We start from the raw sequence: 22,327 nt of genomic DNA on the forward strand, positions 1-22,327 counted from the left end.
GAGAAAAGGGTTGTGAGTATATTTGTCAACAAAGATACAAAAGTACTGGTACAGGGAATTACCGGCAATGAAGGCAGTTTCCATACCAGACAGTGCATATCGTACGGGACCCGGATCGTGGCCGGGGTCACCCCGGGCAAGGGCGGACAGAAAATGGACGACGTCCCGGTGTTCAACACCGTGGCCGGGGCCGTCAAGGAAACCGGTGCCGATGCGTCCCTGATTTTCGTGCCCCCGCCGTTTGGGGCCGATGCCATCATGGAGGCGGCTGATGCCGGGGTGTCGCTCATTGTGGCCATCACCGAGGGGATCCCCATCCTGGACATGGTCAAGGTGAAAAATTTTTTAAGCAGTAAAAAATGCCGGTTGATCGGTCCCAACTGCCCGGGAATCATCACGCCCGAAGAGTGCAAGGTCGGGATCATGCCGGGTATGATTCACAAAAAAGGCCATGTGGGTGTGGTGTCCCGGTCCGGGACCCTGACCTATGAGGTGGTGGATCAGCTCACCAAAAACGGCATGGGCCAGTCCACCTGCATCGGCATCGGCGGGGACCCCGTGAACGGCACCAATTTCATCGATGTACTGTCCGCGTTTGAAGCGGATCCGGACACCCACGCCATGGTGATGGTGGGAGAGATCGGGGGCAGTGCCGAAGAAGATGCCGCCGCCTATATCAAGGCCCATGTCACCAAGCCCGTGGTGGGATTCATCGCCGGGCTCACGGCCCCGCCGGGCCGCCGCATGGGACATGCCGGCGCCATTATCTCCGGATCCAGCGGGACCGGAGACGCCAAAATCAAGGCGTTCAAGGAAAACGGCATTCATGTGTGTGAAAATCTGGGACGGATCGGACAGATCTGCAAAGAGGTATTTTAGCTGACCCCGGGGTCGGCCTGGACCATAAAAGGAGGTTACCATTGGAAAGTTATATTATTGAGGAATACAAACCAAGAAGCAGCCGGCTACCGGCCCGGCTGGATCTGGCCCAGAGCGGCACGGGCCTGATCCTGGGGCTGTTCATGTGGGTGCACATGCTTCTGGTGGGCAGTATCATTCTGGGCAAGGGCGCGTTTGATTTCGTGGCCAAAACCATGGAACTGGCGTTTTTGTCTAACACAGGGCACGGGTATCCCATTGCCGTTTTTTTCGCAGTATCCGGGGTGTTTACCCTGTTTATCGTTCATGCGCTTTTGGGGATGCGCAAGTTTCCCATTTCCTGGCGCCAGCACCGGATCATGAGAGATCAGATGCAGATGATGAAACACACGGACACCAATTTGTGGTATATCCAGGCCGTGACCGGTTTTATCATGTTTTTTGCCGGGTCCGTGCATCTGTATACCATGCTGGTGAACCCGGGCAGCATCGATCCGTTTCTGTCCGCAGACCGGGTGGTGTCCGGCAATTACTGGTTTCTGTACCTGATTCTGCTCATCTGTGTGGAACTGCATGCCAGCATCGGCTTGTACCGGCTGTGCATGAAATGGGGATGGTTCACAGGCAAGGATGCCAGAAACTCCCGCAAAAAAATTAAAACAGTGAAAAACCGCCTGACCATTTTCTTTCTGGCCATCGGATTTCTGGCGCTGGCCATGTTCGTCATCATCGGTTTCCAGCACCGGAGCAATGCCGGTGAACCCTATCAGGGAAGCGCCTACCAGAAGACATCCCCTGCCGTGGAGGAAAAATCCGCATCAGCACCGGATGTTGACGCAGAAAAACCGGCGGCTGAATCCAGCGCCGCCCATCCGGCAGACACATCCCATGACACCGATACCACTCCGGCAGCATCAGACGACGCGTCAGACAAGGCGGCAGCAGTGACCCATGACACGGCGGATACTCATGACACAGCCGATACCCATGAAGCGGCCGCAGCCGACCCTGATACGGCTGATGCCCATGATGCAGGGGCAAATCATGATACAGACCCCATGCCTGAGACTTCATCGGATGCGGGGGCCCATGACGCCACCCAGCCTGCCACTGAAACGCATTAAAATATAAGGATTTCTCAATGAAAGTTATATATACGGATTCACTTGTCATCGGCGGCGGCCTGGCAGGGCTCAGAGTTGCCATCGCCTCCATGCAGCGGGGGTTTGACACCATTGTCCTCTCGCTGATCCCTGCCAAACGGTCCCATTCCGCAGCGGCCCAGGGCGGCATGCAGGCCAGCCTGGGCGCCTGTGTCAAAGGTGACGGAGATGATGAAGATGTACATTTTGGAGACACGGTCAAAGGCAGTGACTGGGGATGCGACCAGGATGTGGCCAGAATGTTTGTCAACACGGCCCCCAAAGCGATCCGCCAGCTGGCGGCTTGGGGGGTTCCCTGGTCCCGGGTCAGAGGCGGGGACCGGGAGGTGATCATCAATGGTGAAAAAGTCACCATCACGGAAAAACATGAAGCCCACGGCCTGATCACGGCCAGAGATTTCGGGGGTACCAAGAAATGGCGCACCTGTTTCACTTCCGACGGCACGGGCCATACCATGCTGTATGCCATGGACAACAAGGCGATCCAGCTGGGCATCCCCGTGCATGAACGAAAAGAGGCCGTGGCCCTGATCCATGAGGACGGGGTCTGTTACGGGGCCATTGTCAGAGACCTGATCACGGGTGAGCTCATCGCCTATGTGGCCAAGGCCACCACCATTGCCACGGGCGGGTATGGAAGGCTGTATGCCGTGACCACCAACGCCGTGATCTCCGAGGGCATCGGCACAGCCATTGCCCTGGAAACCGGGGTGGCCGCCCTGGGGAACATGGAAGCCGTCCAGTTTCATCCCACGGCCATCGTGCCCGTGGGTATTCTCACCACGGAAGGATGCCGCGGTGACGGCGGGCTTTTGCTGGACAAGGACGGATACCGGTTCATGCCGGATTACGAGCCGGACAAAAAAGAGCTGGCCTCCCGGGACGTGGTGTCCCGGCGCATGACCGAGCACATGAGAAAAGGCAAGGGCGTGCCCTCTCCCTATGGGGATCATTTGTGGCTGGACATCACCTTGCTGGGCAGAAAACACATTGAAAAAAACCTGCGGGAAGTCAAAGAGATCTGCGAGTATTTCCTGGGCATCGACCCGGTAAAAGAATACATTCCCGTCCGGCCCACCCAGCATTATTCCATGGGCGGGGTGAGAACCAAAGCCACGGGGGAAAGCCCCACCCTCAAGGGGTTGTTTTCCGCCGGGGAAGCCGCGTGCTGGGACATGCACGGGTTCAACCGGTTAGGGGGCAATTCCGTGGCCGAAACCGTGGTGGCCGGCATGATCGTGGGTGAATTTGTGGCCGATTATTGTGAAACCAGTTCCCTGAATGTGTCCACCTCCACCATCGAGCATTTTGTAAAAAGAGAGGAAAAGAAAATTGCAGACCTGCTGGTCAGAGATTACGGGGAAAACCCCTATGAACTCAAAGCGGAGATGCAGCAGATCATGATGGACAAGGTGGGTATTTTCCGCAACGGGCCGCATCTGGAACAGGCCGTGGAAGAATTGCAGGTACTCAACCAGCGGGCCCGAAGCATTGCGCTTCGCAACCGGATTTCATCGTCTAATCCCGAACTGGTGGAAGCCATCCGGGTGCCCAAGATGATCAAGCTGGCCCTGTGCGTGGCCTATGGCGCCATGCTAAGAACCGAAAGCAGAGGGGCCCATGCCAGGGAAGATTATCCGGAACGAAACGACCGAGACTGGCTCAAACGCACCCTGACCACCTGGCCGGATGAGACCGCGGATCTGCCCGATGTCTCCTATGAGGATCTGGACGTCATGAAAATGGAAATGCCGCCGGGGTCCCGGGGATATGGCGTGGACAACACCATTCTTCATCCGGACACGGAAAAACGGATCGCTGAAATCGAAGAGATCAAAAAAGCCAATCCCAAGGCGGACCGGTTCGCGCTTCATCAGCTGCTGAATCCCACACCTATTCCGGAAAAATTTAAAGGTAAAAACGAGCGTATCGGCAGGGGGTACAAATAATGGACGATCAGGCAAGAGTGTTGAAATTTCAGATATTCCGCTACAACCCCCAGAAAAAGGGGGACAAGCCCCGGATGGTGACCTATGAAATCACGGAAGCCCCGGGTATGACCATATTCATCGCGTTGAACGAGATCAGAGAAACCCAGGACCCGTCCCTGCAGTTTGATTTTGTGTGCCGGGCCGGTATCTGCGGGTCCTGCGCCATGGTGATCAACGGGCAGCCGGACCTGGCCTGCCGGACCCTGACCGCCAAGTTCCCGGACGGGGAGATCAAACTGCTGCCCTTGCCCGGATTTGAACTCATCGGAGATCTGTCCGTGAACACGGGCAAGTTCATGCGGGCCATGAGCGAGCGGGTGGAATCCTGGATCCATGATAAAGAAGCGGACCTGGTGAATTATGATGAGCTTGAAGAGCGCATGGACCCGGATGTGGCCGACGAGATCTATGAACTGGAACGGTGCGTGGAATGCGGGGCCTGTGTGTCTGCCTGCGCCACCAAGCGGATGCGTCCGGATTTTCTGTCTGCCGTGGGGTTCATGCGTCTGGCACGGTTTGCCCTGGATCCCAGAGACAAGCGGACGGATGAAGAGTTCTACGAAATCATGGGCAATGATGACGGGGTGTTCGGGTGTATGACGCTTCTGGGGTGTGAGGACTATTGTCCCAAAGACCTGCCCCACCAGACCCAGATCGCGTACCTGCGGCGCAAAATGGCGCTGATCCGATGATGGTCAGACAAGAAATCAAAAAAGGTGACTTATGACTGAATTCAATTATGATCCGCTGTTTCCTTTGGGCGAAGACACCACTGAATACCGGATGCTGACCAGAGATTTTGTCCGGACCAAGGAGTTTGAAGGCAGCGAAGTCCTTCTGGTGGAACCCCGGGCCCTGACCCTTCTGGCCCAGACCGCGTTCAAAGATGTGGCCCACCTGTACCGGGTCGATCACTTAAAGCAGCTGCAAGCCGTGATGGAAGATCCGGACAGTTCCGACAATGACCGGTACGTGGCCCTGGAACTGCTGAAAAACGCGGTGATATCCGCTGAAAAAATATATCCCATGTGCCAGGATACGGGCACGGCCATTATCATGGGCAAAAAAGGCCAGCAGGTGTGGACCTGGTCGGATGATGAAAAAGAGCTGTCCAAAGGGGTGTTTGAAGCCTATACCCAAAATTACCTGCGGTACTCCCAGAATGCGCCGCTGACCATGTACCAGGAAAAAAATACCAAAACCAACCTGCCGGCCCAGGTGGATATCGCTGCGGTCCAGGGGGATGAATACGGGTTCCTGTTCATGGCCAAGGGCGGGGGATCCGCCAACAAGACGGCGTTGTTCCAGATGACCAAGGCCGTACTCAATTCCGAGGAGAGTCTCTTGGATTTTATGGCCGATAAAATGAAAGCATTGGGTACTACAGCCTGCCCACCATATCACATCGCGTTTGTCATCGGCGGCACGTCGGCGGAAACCAACCTTAAAGCCGTGAAACTGGCTTCAGCCAGGTTCCTGGATACCCTGCCCACCAAAGGCAGTGATACGGGGCATGCGTTCCGGGATGTTGATCTGGAGGAAAAAGTGCTGGCACGGGCTCAACATTTAGGCCTGGGTGCCCAGTTCGGTGGAAAGCATTTCGCCTTAGACATCCGGATCATCCGTATGCCCCGGCACGGGGCATCATGTCCCATAGGCATTGGAGTTTCCTGTTCCGCCGACCGGCAGATCAAGGGCAAGATTACCAGACAAGGAATCTTTCTGGAACAGTTGGAAGAAAATCCATCAAGCTATCTGCCAAAGGTTGAACCTGAAATCAAAGCCGGAGTTCATATCAATCTGAATCGGCCCATGGACGAAATCCGGTCCGAACTGTCAAAATATCCAGTTTCCACGAGACTTTCTTTAACTGGAAAGATTATCGTTGCCAGGGATATCGCCCATGCCAAATTCATGGAACAGTATCAGCAGGGTAAAGGCCTTCCATCCTATTTGAAAAAACATATCATCTATTATGCCGGACCTTCGAAGCGCCCGGAAGGAGAATTGTCTGGTTCATTCGGACCTACAACTGCATCTCGCATGGATCCTTATGTCCCGATATTCCAGGAGCAGGGTGCCTCTCTGATCATGCTGGCCAAAGGAAACAGGAGTAGGGAGGTAACCGATTCTTGCAGGATACACGGTGGCTTTTACCTTGGGTCTATTGGAGGGCCTGCGGCCCGCCTGGGCAAGGATTTCATCAAAAAAGTGGAACTCAAGGAATACGAAGAACTGGGCATGGAAGCCGTGTACATGATCACGGTGGAAAATTTTCCCGCCTTTATCATCGTGGATGACAAAGGCAATGATTTTTACGCCGGCCTGCTCTGATCCGCTTTTTTCCCTGTTTCCTGCACAGAGGGAAGACTGCCAATAATTCGCCCGGGTTTCGGCCGCTGCCTGCTACAGGTTTGTGGCCAGGGCCAGGGCGTTTTTGTTGATGCCGACTTTAAGATTTTTGTGCACATAGTCGTGGACCTGGTCTTCAAAGGCCAGAAACACCAGTGTGGCCCGGACGGGTGTGATTTCCAGGTGTGTGAGGCCGGGCAGCCGTTCAGCGCGGGGTTTGGCCAGGCCGGCCAGGGTGATGCGGATGCTCTGGACGGCCTCGGTCACGGGCAGGGTGACGGGCACATGGATATTCTCACGGATATCCCGGTCCATGTTCGGGGCCGGCTGGCCTAACGTCACCCGGGAGGCCAGATTCAGAAAAATCCTCGGCCGGACCTTGAAGGCCGGTGCCCAGAAAAACACTTCCTGGTGCTCCCATTCCGGCAAAACGGCCCGGGGAAGGTTGGCCAGCCGGGCCAGATCAGCCATGGATGACAGGGCCAGCCCAAAGATGCGGGCCTGGATTCTCCAGAACGGCACCATCACATCGGTTCTGGATTTTGGCCGGGCACACCGGAACTGGATTTTTGTCAGATCCTGGTTTCCGGGTTTCCACAACGTGCTGCAGTTTCTACAGATCAAAATTAAAGAATCGTTTGCCCCTTCCAGGTTCCATCCGCAGGCCGGACAGATGCCCGGTACAAACCGGGTCTGCTTTTCCGGGCGGCAGCCCGGCAGATCGGCCAGTCCGGGTCCGGTGTCTGCCCCAGGTCCCACCACCCGGTTCAGAATGGCATCCACCAGTTTGCCGTTTTGGGCATAAAACGGGGCATAGATCAGGCTCAGGGTTTCTCCGATATGTTCGGTAAATCCCGTATCAGAAGGGGGGCTCATCCGCCGGGACCGTTGTTCTGCCTGATCCAGAACCAGTGCCCTGTCTGCCGGGCGCAGGAACCGGCCGGCCGTCTTCGGGGTGATCTGTTTGAGGGGCAGGGCCTGGGACCGGACCCCTAAAGAGACGGGCAGACCTAAAAACGATCCTTCCAGGGCCAGGGCTGAGATGTCCAGAAACCGGTGGGAGACGCCGGCCGGGGCGCAGGTATAGCGCAGCCCCTTGAACCGCCAGTAGGGCACAAACAAAAGATCCGCATCTGCCGGGGCCTCCGGATGGGCTGCGGCTTTCTCAGATCTGGCAAACAGGTACCGGGGAAATCCCTGAGAACTAATACAGGACTGGACCCGGCAGAACGCACAGGTGAAAAACCGGGTTTCCTCGTCTAAGACAATAGGGGCCCCGCACTGGGGGCATTGGTGTTCGACCCGGAAACTAATGGCGCGCACCGCACTGGTTGCAGAACACGGCTTCGGGCAGATTTTTTGCCCCGCACCGGGCACAGATTTTTTCTGTGGGCGCGGTTTGAACGGGGGTGCCGCACCGGGGGCAGAACCGGGCGTTGGGGGTAATGTTTTTGCCGCACTGGGTGCATTTTTCAAAAATCACCTGCTGATGGCCGCAGAAAGGACAGAAATTGGCATCTTCGGAAATGGCGTGCCGGCATTCCGGGCATTTAGCAGTGGGGGCGGATGTGCCCGTGTTTTGAGGCGCTCCCCCGGTCAGTTGCCTGGCAAACATGCCCGGCAGCATCAGTCCCAGGCCCATGCCCATGCCGGCCTGAGCCCCGCCGCCAGCCGTTCCTTCGGGGTTTTCCGCGATCTTTTCCATGGCCATGGCGGTTTTCATCTGCATGAGTTTGTTCATGTCGTCGAATACGCCCAGCCGGCTTTTGTCGTCAATGGCTTTCTGCACCTCGGGCGGCGGAGTGATGGCATTGATATACAGCTGGGTGAGATTCAGGCCGAACTTGGAAAAATCCTCTCTCAGCCGCTCGGCCAGGCTTTGGGACAGTTCATCATACCGGGCCGGCAGATCGAAAATGGTGTCGATCTGTTCTCCGATATGGTCATTGAACCGGGACACCACCACCTGGTTGAGGTAATCTGCCACGCTCTGGGTGGAAAAAACCCCCTGGGTCCCCACCAGGCGGTTGACAAACAGCACGGGCTGCACGATTCTGATGTTGAACACCCCGAAGGCCCGCAGCCGGACCAGTCCTAAGTCCCGGTCCCGGAACGCCACGGGGTCCCGGGTTCCCCATTTCAGGTTGACAAAGGTTTTCAGGTTGGTGAAATACACCTCGGCCCGCAGGGGACTGGTAAATCCCCAGGGCAGGCTGGCCAGCTTGGTCAGAAGCGGGATGTTGGCGGTTTTCAGGGTGTGGCGGCCCGGGCCGAACGCGCCCACGGCCTTGCCGTTGTAGAAAAACACGGCGGCCTGGCTTTCTCTGACCACCAGCTGGGCCCCGTATTTAATGTCTGCGGAGCCGGTTTCCGGCAGCCGGTGGACCAGTGCCTCTCCCGTATCGTCAAACCATTCCAGCAGTTCCAGAAAAACAACGTTGCGGGTGCCCATGGCTTTTTCTCCTTGCAGGCGGTTCTGAGTGGATTGGCATTCAATTTACCGGCCCGGCCAAAGTCTGTCAAACAAATATTGATAAATCCCTTGACAATTTCAGTATCCCATCCCATGATTCCGGGGCGTTTTTTTAAACAGGCACACAGGTGACACACATGATCAAAAAATACTGGTTCTTCATGGGCATGGCCATCATGGCGGCACTGGCGTTTGCCCTGCCCGGGATCGGCCCGGTCATCAAACAATATAATGTCCTGAATATCGGGATTTTCCTGGCGTTTCTGCTGACAGGCCTGTCATTGGAAACATCCACGGTGCTGGATCAGCTCAAAGATGTCAAAGTACTGGCAGCGGCCTTGTTTTCTTCGCTGATCTTTTTTCCGGCGGCCGCTTTTTATGCGGCCCGGTTTTTTTTAAGCGCGTGGCCGGATTTTGTCATGGGTGCGTTGATCATCGGTGCTGCCCCCGTCACCGTGGCTTCGGGCACGGTCATGACGGCCATGGCCGGGGGCAATGTGCCCTTGAGCCTGTTCATCTGCGTGCTGGGCAATTTTGCCGCCATCTTCACCATTCCGTTCATGCTCAACCTGATCCTGGCCGTGGACAATGCCGCCATTGATCTGCCCATCCTCCAGATGCTTGCCGGATTGATCCTCAAGGTGCTGTTGCCCACAATCATCGGCCAGTTGCTGCGGCCCCGGGTGAAACATCTGCTGCCGCCCCACAAAGCCAAGATGTCCATTTTCAATCAATGCATTGTGCTGCTGATCATTCTCAACGCAGTGGCCAGTTCCGCGGACAGTATCCTGGATGTGGGACCGGTGCTGTTTCTGGTGTTGTCGTTCATGATCGGCCTTCATGTGTTCATACTGGTTTTCAACTATTATCTGGCCAGGATCATCGGCCTGGATCTGCCGTCCATCGCTGCTTTCACCATCCACACCTCCCAGAAAACCCTGACCGTGTCCTACCTGGTCTGGGCCGGGTATTTCGCCGTTGCCTATCCCATGGCCCTGATTCCGGCCATTGTGTATCACCTGACCCAGATGATCATGGATACGTTGGTGGCCCACCGGTTCGGCCGGGTGATCCGCCGCCGGTCATCCTGATTTTCCTGAATCCGGAGCCATATCCAGCAATTCCCGCGCCTTTGCTGTGATGTCCGCCATGGAAAACGGCTTCTGGATAAAAGCCACCCCTTCATCGAGTCTCCCCTGATGGGCAATGACATTGGCCGTATAACCGGACATGAACAAGAGCCGGATGCCGGGGTACAGGGCCGTGATTTGTCCGGCCAGGTCACGGCCGTTCATCTCCGGCATGACGACGTCCGTTATGAGCAGATCAATGGCACCGGCATGGTTTTTTGCTTTTTCCATGGCTTCTGCCGGTGTGACGGCGGACAGCACCGTATATCCTTTCCTTTCCAGCATTATCCGGGTCATCCTGAGAATGGACGGTTCATCTTCTACCAGCAGAATGGTTTCAGTCCCCCCGGCCGCTGTTTTTTTCTCAGAAACGGCCGTATCTGCGGGGTCATCGTCCACAAACCGGGGCAGATAAATGCTGAAAGTGGCGCCCTGGCCGGGCTCACTGTATACATTGATAAACCCGTTGTTCTGTCTGACAATGCCATAGACGGTCGCAAGCCCTAAGCCCGTGCCTTTGCCCACCTCCTTGGTGGTGAAAAACGGCTCGAACAGATTTTCCAGGGTGTCTTTATCCATGCCGCAGCCATTGTCACTGACGGCCAGCAAGGTATAATCGCCGGGAATAAATCCCTGATGGTCATTGCAATAATCCTCATCAAAGGTTTTTCTCCCCGTTTCAATGGTGAGTTTGCCCACACCGGAAATGGCATCCATGGCGTTGACACACAGGTTGGCAAGGATCTGATCGATCTGGGTTGGGTCCATTTTAACGGGCCAGACATGGGCCGCCGGCTGCCATACCAGGTCGATATCTTCTCCGATCAGGCGGCGCAGCATATTGAGCATGCTTTCCACGGTGTCATTGATGTTCAGTTGCTTAGGGGAAATGGTCTGTTTTCTGGCAAATGCCAGCAGTTGTTTTGTGATATCCGCCGACCGTTGTGCCGCGTTCTGAATTTCTTTTAAGTCATCATGCAGATCGTGATTTTCATCTGCCCGCAACAATGCCAGCTCCGCGTGTCCCAGGATCACCCCCAGCATGTTGTTAAAATCATGGGCCACACCCCCGGCCAAACGGCCCACGGATTCCATCCGCTGTGCCTGGTTGAGTTGCGTCTGGAGCACATCCCGGTCCGCTTCAGCCCGCTTTCGTTCCGTGATGTCCTGAAAGATACATGCAAATTGACCCGGGGCCGGACAAAACGCCGTCACTTCAAAATGTTTTCCAATTTCAGCCGAATAATTTTCAAAGGTAATCGGTTCGCCTGACAGGGCCACGGCCCCATAGGTTTCAATCCAGTAACTCTCGGTGGTGGGCAGAACATCCATCACGGTTCTGCCCACAACGGATGCGGCTTTCAGGCCGGTCATGCGCTCGAATGCCGGGTTGATATCCAGAAAGCGATAGTCCACAGGGGTTTTTGAATCATCGCAGATGATCTCGTGCAGGGCAAATCCGTCCAGCATCTCCCGGAACAAAGTTTTGTACTCCTGCTCCGCTTTTTTGCGCGCCGTAATATCCCCATAGGTAACGACCACCCCATATTTTTCCAGATTCAGCGGGGCCGCAGACACATTAATCCAGGTGATCCGGCCGTCGGGTTTCACGATTCCCATTTCAACATTTTCAATCTGACGTTTCTGTTTTAACGCTCTCACACTGGCATACTCATCCGTGGGCATCCGCGTTTTATCGGGACGGATAATGCGCCACTGATCCCCATCTAACCGGCGTTCCTCGTGTTTGTTTTTTGCAAGTCCCAATAATTTTTCAGCCATGGCATTGGATTCCACGATGTTTCCTTTGTGATCCGACACCGTAATTCCTAAGGGAAATGTATTGAACAGGACCCGGTACTTTTCCTCGCTCTGGCGCAGGGCTTCTTCCACACGTTTGCGGTCCGTGATGTCATGAAAAATACAATGGGTCTGCTGGAAATTGCCTGTTTTGTCCCTGGTAATCTTCCCGGTAAAAGAAACCAGAATCAGGGTCCCGTCTTTTTTGACCATTTCAAACTCAACCTCCAGAATTTCTCCGATCGACTTGAACCGGGGAAAATTTTCTTTGAAATGATCCCGCCAGTCCGGATGCAGAAAATCAGCAAAGGATTTGCCAATGACGTCTTCTCTGTCATATCCGAGGGTGTCCAGCCAGGTTTGATTGACAACGATAAAACGGCCGTTTTCATCAAGGGATTGATACCCTAAGGGCGCTTTTTCATAAAGCATCCTGAACAGGCCTTCGTTTTCCTGCAACGCTTTTTTGAAATAGGCATGCTCGGATTCAATTTTTTCCAGTTCCTGAATCCGTTGTTCCAATTCTTCATATGTGGGTTTCACTGTCATATCAGCCCCGTTTGAAATTTGCCAGGCACATGCATGTTGTCGGGTCACATTTTTGGGTGAAATTCATATATTCTGCAACCCTCTTCCCCGAACAAATCAACCATATCAGGTTTTGAACGGCATGGGTATCCAAAATTTTTTCACCCTCCAAGACATGGTTCAGAGTTCGGTTATTCCGGAGAAATAATTTTAACAGTTGGGAAAAAGGTTTGGTACCTGTTTTTATCTCGCGTGATTAACGCAAGATCTAATACAGCGGCTTGGGCACCGATAAAAAAATCCGGCAATGGGGACTTCTTTGCACCTTTATGTTTTCGATATTTGAGAAAAGCCTTACCGGCAAGGAAAAGAGATTCCTTTGGCATTTCCAGCATCTGAAAACCGCTTTTTGAAACGGCCGCTTCCAGTTCCTCAATCTTATTAAATCCAATGGAAATTTCAGAATAGATGATTGGATTAATGTATAACTGCGTATGATGGGCATATTCAGAAAGAGCGGCCTCCGACCATTCAGCCCAGACAGGATCATTGAGAAAAACATCCAGGATAATATTGGAATCTACAAGCAGACCTTTCATAAATTATCTCTTGTGAGTGCCATAATTTCGTCTGTGGTCATTTTGACCGTCGCAATACCCCGAAGTTTTTTAAACCTGCGGGTGGCACGGGCGTTTTTTTTTCGTTTGACCAAAAAGACCCGGTTTCCCTCCTGTAAAAAATCAATCTCCGTGTCTGGGGTTATCCCTAATTTTTCCCGTATGTGAATGGGTATTGTAACCTGCCCTTTTGTCGTCACTCTCATTTTTTCCTCCAGTATTACGTATTACTGGTAAGGATAATACATGATTTTTGATAAATCAAATATGTTTCATTGAACCCTGCTAAAATGCCATGAAGGTCATGGTTGCCATGGTTCATGTTGTCGGTCAATAAATAATACTGAACCTGGCTTATTTCTGCTGGAAACGCCCTTATACCGGACGTTTCCAGCCTGATCAAATAGTTGAGGAAAACAAGATTGTCAGAAATGCAAAAATTTGCATTTCTGACAATCATCAAATGATACATGCCCGTATCCCGCAAGGATAAAGGGATTCGCTGAAAATAGCCAATCTGACATGCCTGACATATTCACCTGGGAATCTGTATTTGAGCCATCTGCAAATTTTGCTGTCGGCACAGAAAACCATCACCCATCAGTTTCTTTCCACTGTATAGGTCTTTCACTGCATAGGTGTAGATTGTCACTTTCGCATCCCAACAAAATGTCACAATCTTTTGCCAAAATCAGGCCTTTTTTCAGAAAATTTGAGAATGGACCTTATACATTTTTTAGTGGGATTTGTGAGGTGCAGAAGCGCGCTAAAAAACAGATGGTAACATGCTGATTTGTAGAGGAAAAATGTTCTCACGCTTTTTTACCAAATCCCACTTTACAATTTCATCATTTTTTTTAGGCCATGTATATTGAGAATCCCCCCCTCTTATCCCCCCCGAAAGGGGGGAGGAGGATAAAGGCATGCAGCGGTTCCTGCTGTTTGGTTTCAACCTGCTCAAATTCATCAATTAATCTTATCATTTTCCCATACCTTGCTTTTTTTCACTTAGGCACTCCAAATTGGGATTTTTGACCGGATTTTTGGGATATTAATGTAACACTTTACACATAGGCCCCATGATTTGTATTGGCATCCATTCTTTTTTCGGATTTTGAAAACTCATGCAATGGATATTGTTGAGTGAGCATAACGTTTCCAAATAAGCGGTTTATCCGTCTTCATTTGGATTGTTGAAATTAAGTATTGTATTTCCCGAATTCACGCCGGCTTTTAATTTGATTTTGCTCAGACCCCAATTATCACAAAACGGTTACCCGGCTATATATTAAAATTGACCCACGGAAGATCCTTAAAAGCTGCTCTGAATACTTCTCCTTTCTTCGGATCGATTGATTTTATATATAAGATTAGTCCGTAGAGATGGTTTCTAAAACCGATGATAGATCTAAACCCCCTTCTTTTGCAATGTTCTGGAATACCAAGTTTTTTTGAAAAATAGAGGTGCATTCTCACGCGATCTCGAAGTTCTTTAGGTATCATTGGCTTCCCACTATTTATGATCAAGCCTGTTATAACTTTTTTAGAGCCCGGGGGTAAAATTTTTGTTTTAGTTTTGTTTTCAGAAAAGCCATTTTTCCATAAAAGTTCACATGCGGTCCTCTTAAATTTCAACAAATCACGCCTTGTAGATATAGTGAAAGAAAAACAGAGGTCATCAGCATATCTTGAGTAATTAGCTCCGTTCTCAAGGGCCAATTTTGTTAATTCATTATCCATATCTATGCAAGTAAGATTAGATAGAGCAGGGCTTGTCGGTGCTCCTTGGGGAAGAAATCCAATATGGTCACATGGATAGAGATTTTTATTTTTGAATTGTTTACTATTATTCCACCTTCGTTTTCTCCGAGACGGTACTATCATTGTACAGAGCCTGGCCATCTCAAAAGATAGGAGGCTATAATAATTACATGTTTTGAATACTTTATAAATCTGTCTTTCAGATATATTGCTAAAAAAATTTTTAATATCGAGTTTCAAAATCCAGTCTGCATCGCAATGCAGCTTTGCATGATCACGGAGAGGATTCTTTTTTCCTGCGACATAAGCAAAAGCAGCAGGATGGACAGGTAGCTTATTTAGTATTTCTTGAGACACCCACCTTTGCACTGCCATTAACGTTGGGTATGGTATAGCAATCAATCTTTTGCCACCACGTCTTTTTCTGATTGGGAAAATCTTATAGGGATAGTTAGGTGATGGCCCTTCGGGATCTATATCTAAGCGTGATACTATTTGATAAAGTTCATTGTAGTTGGTACCCGATAATAGGGCTAAATGTTTCAGAGAATAAATGACTGGAATATTATTGGCAGCTATTTTTTTCCCATGCACAACTAATGAATTAAGATAGTTTGAAGAATAACCCTTATTTTTACCTTCCTTGTAGTATGAGTTGGGGTTCCAGCGTGTCATTTACTTAAACCTCACGTAGTGAGGATACATAGGGCATTCTGGCATGAAGGCGCTCTTTACGCGTGTCAGAATGGCCTATGTATGGTCTACTCCAAGCGGTGGCTTTCACAATGAGCGCCGGAATCCGTGCTCTACCATAAACCAGATAACGAATCATCTGGTCAGTATTGGTATTGGCTTCGAACCAATTACAGCTAATTTCCACGCTGGAACCCCATAAAAGTTTTTGGAAAATGATTAATGTATTCAGTTCCTATTGTCAATTCTTTGGCTTTTGGTTTTCGCCCTCTATTGAGGATATCGACTCCAAAAGTGGTAACATTATTATCAGGATCAATAAGTCCATACTTTAGAAGTTTCTGCAGTTTTTGGGCAAATTCATCTTCTCCTAAAATCAATATGGATTTAATGTTCTCAATGGATTTTTTCTGTTTTAAATAGGATAGAATCAGTAAAAAATGATGGTCTTCTATATACATAAGTGGGGTGTCTACAAGCTTTAAAGCAAGTCTATAATTATTAGCCATCCACAAGCTTTCATAGCTGATTTCATGGGAATAATCCTTAGTGAACAAGCTATAAAGCTTTTTAGGGATACTGCGATTTGGAAAAAGAGGATTCCAAGGTGTCCCTTTGGCGTTTCCTTTTTTCCAAAAAATGCTAGGTACATTATTCGGGCATCCATGCTGAAAAATAATAGGACTGAATAGATTCCCATAACCAGTCCCAACTTTCTCACCGTAAATCTGATGCGCATACTTGGAACAAAAAAGTCTAAGGTCTCTCTTCTGACGAATAAATGAATGCTTAATTTTTATCTTCTGCAGAAAACTACTAGTGGAAATAGGTTTTATTTTTGAAACAATTCTATTGATCCCTTCCTTGTGTGCTGCATAGGTAATTACCCAAAGCTTACACCATCCAAACGAACACCAAGAAAGAATACTCGGATTAATGAAATTATCCCAGAATTTTATAAAGCGATCTCCAGTACCAATAAAGTCATCTACAAAAACAATATGTTTAACCCTGCTATCCCGCATTGATTTCAATCTAGGCGTCAACTCTACATGATTTGGCAAATTTCGTTCTATATTTTTTAATGCATGGGCAATTCTGCCGCTACTATCGTTGACCGGCTTATCCTCTTTAGCCTGATTATAAATATTGGTAGTAGGTTTTTTTACTGGAAATAACGCAATGAATTCATTTTTATATAATTTTGAGCGATTCTGAACAAATGTTAAAATTTCATTTTGCAACCAAGATTCAAAAAGCTCAAGGCTAACATAGTGCATTTTGAGCAATAGGTAGCGAGCTATAATATTATCTGGCACGGCAAATTGTGATATCCAATTCTGGATGTGTATGTTTTGACTTAGTTTCAATTAGATTTGTCTTCTGTCTTTTATATTAAAGCGGTTTTGTTAACAAGTTCATGTGTTTATCAGCATACCCTTTACAAAAAGATTATTTAACTGTATATCATGCTAAAATGAAAAAAGTGCAGAACTGTTTATCCCCTTTATATCCGGACTCTTTTTTATTTTTGAAACTGTACAAACAAAACCGGATCTGCATTTTTCCAATTGTCAAATCGCAACCATTTTTTGCAAAAAATTTTGATTCCATAACAACGCAACCATGGTTTGGATAACATGAAACCCATATCAGTGAAATGCCTGTATGTCAATTAGAGAAAATCCCTATTCATTATAGGGAAAAATACCTAAGGCATGCCAAGCAGAATTGCTATTCAGGAAATTTGGCAATGCTGCCTTTTTTCCTAAATAGCCGTGAATTGTCAATTAAATGTTGAGAACAAAGGATGATGCATATGGCGCAGATCTTTTAAGAAAAACACTGTCAACCTTGCCATGGGTGGTGTATACAGGGGTATTGATTGATTTTTTGTTATTGAAAAAACGGGAGTCGGAATTAAAAAATGACATTTCAGGAAGTGAGGGACCTGGAGAAAATCCATAACCGGAATCTGGATATTTCCAGTTATGTGGTGGATGATGCGCACATATTGATCGCAGGGGAACTTCAGGAAAGAAACCTGGTAACGGTTTTTGAAAGATCCGGGGAAACCATTGACCCCCATGTGTTTCACCGCATGCAGATCCAGCTGCTCATCAACACGTCTGAGCTGAAAATCGTGGATCTTCATGTGAAGATTCCGGATGCGCCCCATGATGAGATTTGCCGGGAAATGGAAACCAGCCTGGAAGGGATCAAAGGGCTGGTGATCGCACCGGGTTTTACGGCCAAAGTGAAAAAAATTGCCGGGGGCACCCAAGGATGCGTTCATCTCACCACGTTGCTGCTGTCCATGGCACCGGCGGCACTCCAGGGGTATTGGATATTTGAAGCCCGGGATAGAAACCGGGTCCTTGAGGCATCTTTTGAAATCGAACAATATCTGATCGACACGTGCTGGGCATGGCGGAAACAGGGGCCGCTGGCCAAAACCGTGATGAATCAACTCAATCAGGAGTGATGTCAGGCGGTTTTCAAAGATCCCGGCAGTTCTTGAATTTCTTTTTCTGACACGGTATGGTATCCAGTTGTAAACTGGAATTGAAAACAGTCATATCAATCAGACAGGAGGAAACACCCCATGACCACCCAGGAAAATCTGGCGGCCGCGTTTGCCGGCGAGAGCCAGGCCAATCGAAAATATCTGGCCTTTGCCAAAAAAGCGGACAAAGACGGCCTGCCCCAGCTGGCCAAACTGTTCCGGGCCACGGCAGAAGCGGAAACCATCCATGCCCATGCCCATTTGAAAGCCATGGACGGCATCAAAAGTTCTGAAGAAAATCTGAAGACCGCCATTGAAGGGGAAGCCCACGAATTCAAGGAGATGTATCCAGCGTTTCTGGAACAGGCCAGAAAAGACAAGAACCAGAAAGCGGAATTTGCCTTTGCCTATGCATTGGCCGTGGAAGAGATCCACCACGGGCTGTATGAAAAAGCCCTGGCAGCCGTGGCAGCGGGCAAGGACCTGCCGGATGCGGATATTTATGTGTGCCCGGTCTGCGGCAATACCGTGGAAGGACAGGTGCCGGACAGTTGTCCGGTGTGCAGTGTTCCCGGCAAGAATTTCACGAAAATCGAATAAGGACACCTTGGCAGGGGCCGGCGGCAGGTCCGGCTCCTGTGCCATACAAGGCCGTCAGATAATCCGGTCTACGCCCGTGGCGATGTTGAAGCAGTAATCCCCCATTTTTTCATAGTTGGACACCAGGGCGATGAACAGGACCCCGGCATCCACGGAGCATTCTGCGCATCTCAGCCGGTCGATGTGGTGGTAGCGCATCTGTTCTCTCATCTGGTCGACCATGTCTTCGCAGGCCAGGGCTCTTTGATAGAAACCGTCTGATTTTTCCCGCATTTCATCCACAATCATGCCTAAAAATTCAATGACTTTGTCGGAAATGTCGGTCAGGTCTTTTTTGGCCTGGTCACTGAACTCGATGCCGTTGTCATAGATGCGTTCCAGGATTTTGGACACATTTTCCATGGAATCCCCGAGTCGTTCGATATTGTTGGTGATCCGCATCATTTCCGAAATTTCTTTGGCTTCCGGCTCGTTTACTTCCCCCTGATAAATGGTGGTCAGATAGGAAATGATCACCTTCTGGCTGTCATCCAGAAATTCTTCCACAGGTTCTCTTTCTCCTAAGACATCGTCGTCCCGGGTTTGCAGGCAACGGGCCAGTTTTTTCAAGTTTGTGTGGGTAAATTCCGTAATCCGGATGATTTCCCCCTTGACCCGGGCCAGGGCCCCGATGGGCGAATCGATGAACCCGGAATCAAATTCCGGCAGCCCGTACCGTTCTCTGGATTTTCGGGGTTTGGGGGAGACCCAGATGGTGAGCTGCACCAGCCGGGGTAAAAAGATCAGGAAAATCAAGGCATTCAGGACATTGAAAAACGTGTGTCCATTGGCGATATACCGGGCCACATTCACAAATTCCCCGTTCACGGTGTGGGTGACGGCCCCGGCCCCCATTTTGAGCGTGAGCAGTTCCACAATGTCGACAAACCAGGGAAAGGTCAGCAGGATAATGCCCACGCCCACCGTGTTGAAGATGGTATGGGCGTTGGCCGTGCGGTGGGCTTCCACATTGTTGGATCCAAGGGTGGCCAGCTGGGCCGTGATGGTGGTGCCGATGTTTTCTCCCAGAACCAGCCCTAAGGCCGTGGAATAGTCCAGAAGCCCGGACCCGGCCAGGGTCATGGTCAGCCCCACGGTGGCGGAAGACGACTGCACGGCCACCGTGAGCACGGCGCCCATAAGAACGCACAACAGCAGCCCCATGACGGATTCCGTGTTGAACAGGGTAAAAAACGCCACAAACTGGGGATCGGATTTAATGGGGGACAACCCGTCTTTCATCACCATCATGCCGAAAAACAACAGCCCGAACCCTAAGACAATATCCCCGATATACCGGAATTTTCGTTTTTTGGAAAAATATTTCAGGCCCACGCCGATGGCAATGGCCGGAAGAGCGGCCTCCGTCAGTTTGAACGCGATCATCTGGCCCGTGATGGTGGTGCCGATATTGGCGCCGATGACCACTCCCACGGCCTGCTGCAAGGTCATGATGCCGGCCGTGGCGAATCCGATGAGCATCACGGTGGTGGCAGAAGAGGATTGAATGAGTGCGGCCACGCCTGCGCCCGTGGCACACCCCATGAACCGGTTGGCGGACATGGCTTCCAGAATCCGCCGGATCTTCTGGCCGGCCGTTGCCTGGAGCCCTTCGGTCATCATTTTCATGCCCAGAATGAACATGCCCAGTCCGCCCAGGGTGTGGATCAGAATTCCTAAAAACTGCAAAATATACCGCCCGTCATTTAACGCTCCTGAAAATCATCTAATCAAACGCTGATGTTTTTTTGGGTTCATATATAATGGCAGGTCAGGAATTTCAAGAATAAACCGGGATTTTCTGCATCACAACTTGCGTTTTTCAGCCCGGACCCGGCCGGCCGTATACTTATGCTTGCCTGTTTTTGCATAAGTTGATATGAACACTCATTACAATCTGTTTTATACCCATTAATTCCCACAAGGAGCGGCCATGGCGGATTCAAATCATTTCAGCTGGGACGAGCGGCTGATTTCACCCAGAAATGTATTGAATCATATCAAACCCGGAATGACGATTTTCATCGGCACGGGACCGGCAGCCCCCAGGACCCTGATCAAAACCCTGCTGGATGTGGACAGCCACAATATCCGGGACCTGGAGCTGGTGCAGCTGGCCGTGCTCGGAGACACGGTTTTGTCCGTGGACCGGCTCAATGCCCCCAACCACCGGCTGACCACTTTTTTTTCCGGGTATGTGGCCTGGGACACGATTTCTTCCGGCCAGGTGGACCTGATTCCGGCGTTTTATTCCGAGATCCCCCGGGTCATCAAGTCCGGCAAGCTGGATATCGATGTGGCCATCATCCAGATCACCCCGCCGGACGACAACGGATACTGCAGCTTAGGCGTTGCCGTGGATGTGGCAAAAGAAGCCATCGAGCAGGCGTCTCTGGTGGTGGGGGAGATCAACACGGCCATGCCGTTCACATATGGGGATACGTTTGTATCCATTGATGATTTTGATCTGCTGGTGCGGTCCAAGCGGGAGCCTGTGGTGTATGACCTGCCGGAAGTGACCTTGACCATCGATCAGGTGGCCGCCAATGTGGCGTCCGTGATCAAGGACGGGGACTGCTTGAGTTTTTCATTCGGTCCGTTGTTCGAAGCCCTGGTGCCGCATCTGGCCCGGAAAAAAGACTTAGGCATCCATTCTCTTTTTTTTACCGATGCCCTGGCAGAACTGGTGAAATCCGGGGCCGTGACCAATGCCCGGAAATCGCCTTTCCGGGGGAAATCTTTGGTCTCCTATGCCCTGGGCACCAGGGATCTGCATTCCTGGCTGCACAGAAACCCGCTGGTGGAATTTCAGGGGATCGACTGGGTGTGCAGCGCCCGGTTCATTGCCAACAATCCCCAGTTCGTGGCATTGTATGAGGGACGGAAAGTGGACCTTTTAGGCAGTGTGGCGTTTCCACTTTTAGGGGCAGTGATCACCGGACCCGGGGAAGCCATCGATTTTTTCCGGGGCGCGGAAGCGTCCACGGACGGCACCACCATCATTGCGTTGCCCAGCCGGGATGAAAAAGGCAAGCCCAATATTCTGCTCAGTCTCCAGAAATACGGCAACCAGCTGCGCATGAGGGAATCCGTGCATATGATCATCACGGAATACGGGGTGGCCAACCTGAAATGGCGGAGTCTTCGGGAGCGGGCCCAGGCATTGATCGACATTGCCCATCCCGATGACCGCCAGGCGTTGATCACCCAGGCCAGAGACCGCAAACTCATCTATGCCAACCAGATTTTTCTGCCGGAATCCGTTCATTTGTACCCGGCCCATATTGAAGAGACCAAAACCTTTAAAGGGGACGTTTCCATCCGGTTCCGGGCCATGAAACCCTCGGATGAAGAGATGATGCGCCGGTTTTTCTACCGGTGTTCCAAAGAGATGATTTTCTACCGGTTTTTTTATTCCGTGAAAACCATGGACCATGACAAGATGCAGGCCTATGTGAACCTGGATTACAAAAAGGAATTTTCCATTGTGGGGCTGCATGAGGAAAAAGGGAATCAGAAGATCATTGCCGAAGCCAGAATGGTCCGAGAGGAGCGCACATTCTGCGGTGAGGTGGCGTTTCTCATTGATGAGCGGTTCCAGGGCATCGGGGTGGGATCTTATCTGCTGTCCCGGTTGATCGAGCAGGCAAAGGACTTGGGGTTCAAAGGCATCATTGCCCAGGTGCTGGCAGACAATCAGCCCATGATCAAGGTGTTTGAAAAATCAGGTCTTCCCATGGAATCGAATCTGAACTCCGGGATTTATTATGTGAAACTCAATTTCAAATCCTGACG

Annotated in this window: 17 protein-coding genes; 9 read left to right on the top strand and 8 right to left on the bottom strand. The window is 50.8% G+C overall.

Annotation, left to right across the window (positions count from 1 at the left end; translation table 11 throughout):
- Positions 1-12 precede the first annotated feature (12 nt).
- Genes sucD through K365_RS0106295 form a run of 5 tightly spaced genes read left to right on the top strand, consistent with a single transcriptional unit; the run spans position 13 to position 6,367 of the window.
- The gene (sucD, locus tag K365_RS0106275; protein WP_006966078.1) at positions 13-879 is read left to right on the top strand and encodes a succinate--CoA ligase subunit alpha; all 867 of its coding nucleotides are present in this window, start codon (positions 13-15) and stop codon (positions 877-879) included.
- Between the two features lie 41 nt (positions 880-920).
- Complete coding sequence (locus K365_RS25560) at positions 921-2,003, top strand: fumarate reductase cytochrome b subunit (RefSeq protein ID WP_024333917.1); 1,083 nt, start codon at positions 921-923, stop codon at positions 2,001-2,003.
- Between the two features lie 17 nt (positions 2,004-2,020).
- Positions 2,021-3,991 carry a fumarate reductase flavoprotein subunit gene (locus tag K365_RS0106285; RefSeq protein ID WP_006966076.1) on the top strand — a complete coding sequence of 657 codons (1,971 nt, stop codon included), beginning with the start codon at positions 2,021-2,023 and terminating at the stop codon, positions 3,989-3,991.
- Positions 3,991-4,725, top strand: a complete 735-nt coding sequence (locus K365_RS0106290; protein ID WP_006966075.1) for a fumarate reductase iron-sulfur subunit — start codon at positions 3,991-3,993, stop codon at positions 4,723-4,725. Before K365_RS0106285 ends, K365_RS0106290 begins: the two co-directional genes overlap by 1 nt.
- A 31-nt stretch (positions 4,726-4,756) precedes the next feature.
- Positions 4,757-6,367, top strand: a complete 1,611-nt coding sequence (locus K365_RS0106295; protein WP_006966074.1) for a fumarate hydratase — start codon at positions 4,757-4,759, stop codon at positions 6,365-6,367.
- Positions 6,368-6,439: 72 nt separating this feature from the next.
- On the opposite strand, the gene K365_RS0106300 is transcribed toward K365_RS0106295, so the two are convergent.
- Together K365_RS0106300 and K365_RS0106305 are read right to left on the bottom strand one after the other, a co-directional pair.
- The gene (locus tag K365_RS0106300) at positions 6,440-7,708 is read right to left on the bottom strand and encodes a hypothetical protein (protein ID WP_024333918.1); all 1,269 of its coding nucleotides are present in this window, start codon (positions 7,706-7,708) and stop codon (positions 6,440-6,442) included.
- Positions 7,695-8,837 (bottom strand): SPFH domain-containing protein, encoded by a 1,143-nt coding sequence (locus tag K365_RS0106305; protein WP_024333919.1) that lies wholly within the window; start codon positions 8,835-8,837, stop codon positions 7,695-7,697. The genes K365_RS0106300 and K365_RS0106305 overlap by 14 nt, the downstream gene beginning before the upstream one ends.
- Positions 8,838-8,995: 158 nt before the next feature.
- Here K365_RS0106305 and K365_RS0106310 point away from each other — a divergent pair, with 158 nt between their 5' ends.
- The gene (locus K365_RS0106310; protein ID WP_024333920.1) at positions 8,996-9,949 is read left to right on the top strand and encodes a bile acid:sodium symporter; all 954 of its coding nucleotides are present in this window, start codon (positions 8,996-8,998) and stop codon (positions 9,947-9,949) included.
- On the opposite strand, the gene K365_RS27175 is transcribed toward K365_RS0106310, so the two are convergent.
- From K365_RS27175 to K365_RS0106345, 5 genes are all read right to left on the bottom strand, one after another.
- Complete coding sequence (locus K365_RS27175) at positions 9,941-12,337, bottom strand: PAS domain S-box protein (protein WP_024333921.1); 2,397 nt, start codon at positions 12,335-12,337, stop codon at positions 9,941-9,943. The genes K365_RS0106310 and K365_RS27175 overlap by 9 nt on opposite strands.
- Before the next feature lie 170 nt (positions 12,338-12,507).
- Positions 12,508-12,915 carry a type II toxin-antitoxin system VapC family toxin gene (locus K365_RS0106320; RefSeq protein WP_024333922.1) on the bottom strand — a complete coding sequence of 136 codons (408 nt, stop codon included), beginning with the start codon at positions 12,913-12,915 and terminating at the stop codon, positions 12,508-12,510.
- The gene (locus K365_RS0106325) at positions 12,912-13,139 is read right to left on the bottom strand and encodes an AbrB/MazE/SpoVT family DNA-binding domain-containing protein (protein ID WP_024333923.1); all 228 of its coding nucleotides are present in this window, start codon (positions 13,137-13,139) and stop codon (positions 12,912-12,914) included. Before K365_RS0106325 ends, K365_RS0106320 begins: the two co-directional genes overlap by 4 nt.
- Before the next feature lie 1,075 nt (positions 13,140-14,214).
- Positions 14,215-15,369: a reverse transcriptase family protein gene (locus K365_RS0106340; protein WP_024333925.1), complete on the bottom strand. Its 1,155-nt coding sequence runs from the start codon at positions 15,367-15,369 to the stop codon at positions 14,215-14,217.
- A gap of 194 nt (positions 15,370-15,563) precedes the next feature.
- Complete coding sequence (locus K365_RS0106345; protein WP_024333926.1) at positions 15,564-16,757, bottom strand: phosphoribosyltransferase-like protein; 1,194 nt, start codon at positions 16,755-16,757, stop codon at positions 15,564-15,566.
- A gap of 557 nt (positions 16,758-17,314) precedes the next feature.
- Between K365_RS0106345 and K365_RS0106355 the strand changes: the two genes are divergently transcribed.
- Both K365_RS0106355 and K365_RS0106360 read left to right on the top strand, forming a co-directional pair.
- Complete coding sequence (locus tag K365_RS0106355; protein ID WP_024333927.1) at positions 17,315-17,872, top strand: DUF2889 domain-containing protein; 558 nt, start codon at positions 17,315-17,317, stop codon at positions 17,870-17,872.
- Between the two features lie 120 nt (positions 17,873-17,992).
- The gene (locus K365_RS0106360) at positions 17,993-18,493 is read left to right on the top strand and encodes a rubrerythrin family protein (protein ID WP_006966061.1); all 501 of its coding nucleotides are present in this window, start codon (positions 17,993-17,995) and stop codon (positions 18,491-18,493) included.
- A 54-nt stretch (positions 18,494-18,547) separates the two neighbouring features.
- On the opposite strand, the gene K365_RS0106365 is transcribed toward K365_RS0106360, so the two are convergent.
- Positions 18,548-20,221 (bottom strand): Na/Pi cotransporter family protein, encoded by a 1,674-nt coding sequence (locus K365_RS0106365; protein WP_024333928.1) that lies wholly within the window; start codon positions 20,219-20,221, stop codon positions 18,548-18,550.
- A gap of 244 nt (positions 20,222-20,465) precedes the next feature.
- Between K365_RS0106365 and K365_RS0106370 the strand changes: the two genes are divergently transcribed.
- On the top strand, positions 20,466-22,325 hold the full coding sequence (locus K365_RS0106370) for a bifunctional acetyl-CoA hydrolase/transferase family protein/GNAT family N-acetyltransferase (RefSeq protein WP_006966059.1): 1,860 nt from the start codon (positions 20,466-20,468) through the stop codon (positions 22,323-22,325).
- Positions 22,326-22,327: the final 2 nt, after the last annotated feature.

It is taken from the genome of Desulfotignum balticum DSM 7044 (assembly GCF_000421285.1).
Taxonomy (GTDB): Bacteria; Desulfobacterota; Desulfobacteria; order Desulfobacterales; family Desulfobacteraceae; genus Desulfotignum; species Desulfotignum balticum.

Bases quoted from the DNA above. Each gene is read 5' to 3' on its own strand.
- K365_RS0106285 (WP_006966076.1), top strand. From the start codon at position 2,021: ATGAAAGTTATATATACGGATTCACTTGTCATCGGCGGCGGCCTGGCA.
- K365_RS0106290 (WP_006966075.1), top strand. From the start codon at position 3,991: ATGGACGATCAGGCAAGAGTGTTGAAATTTCAGATATTCCGCTACAAC.
- K365_RS0106295 (WP_006966074.1), top strand. From the start codon at position 4,757: ATGACTGAATTCAATTATGATCCGCTGTTTCCTTTGGGCGAAGACACC.
- K365_RS0106305 (WP_024333919.1), bottom strand. From the start codon at position 8,837: ATGGGCACCCGCAACGTTGTTTTTCTGGAACTGCTGGAATGGTTTGAC.
- K365_RS0106310 (WP_024333920.1), top strand. From the start codon at position 8,996: ATGATCAAAAAATACTGGTTCTTCATGGGCATGGCCATCATGGCGGCA.
- K365_RS27175 (WP_024333921.1), bottom strand. From the start codon at position 12,337: ATGACAGTGAAACCCACATATGAAGAATTGGAACAACGGATTCAGGAA.
- K365_RS0106320 (WP_024333922.1), bottom strand. From the start codon at position 12,915: ATGAAAGGTCTGCTTGTAGATTCCAATATTATCCTGGATGTTTTTCTC.
- K365_RS0106325 (WP_024333923.1), bottom strand. From the start codon at position 13,139: ATGAGAGTGACGACAAAAGGGCAGGTTACAATACCCATTCACATACGG.
- K365_RS0106340 (WP_024333925.1), bottom strand. From the start codon at position 15,369: ATGACACGCTGGAACCCCAACTCATACTACAAGGAAGGTAAAAATAAG.
- K365_RS0106355 (WP_024333927.1), top strand. From the start codon at position 17,315: ATGACATTTCAGGAAGTGAGGGACCTGGAGAAAATCCATAACCGGAAT.
- K365_RS0106360 (WP_006966061.1), top strand. From the start codon at position 17,993: ATGACCACCCAGGAAAATCTGGCGGCCGCGTTTGCCGGCGAGAGCCAG.
- K365_RS0106370 (WP_006966059.1), top strand. From the start codon at position 20,466: ATGGCGGATTCAAATCATTTCAGCTGGGACGAGCGGCTGATTTCACCC.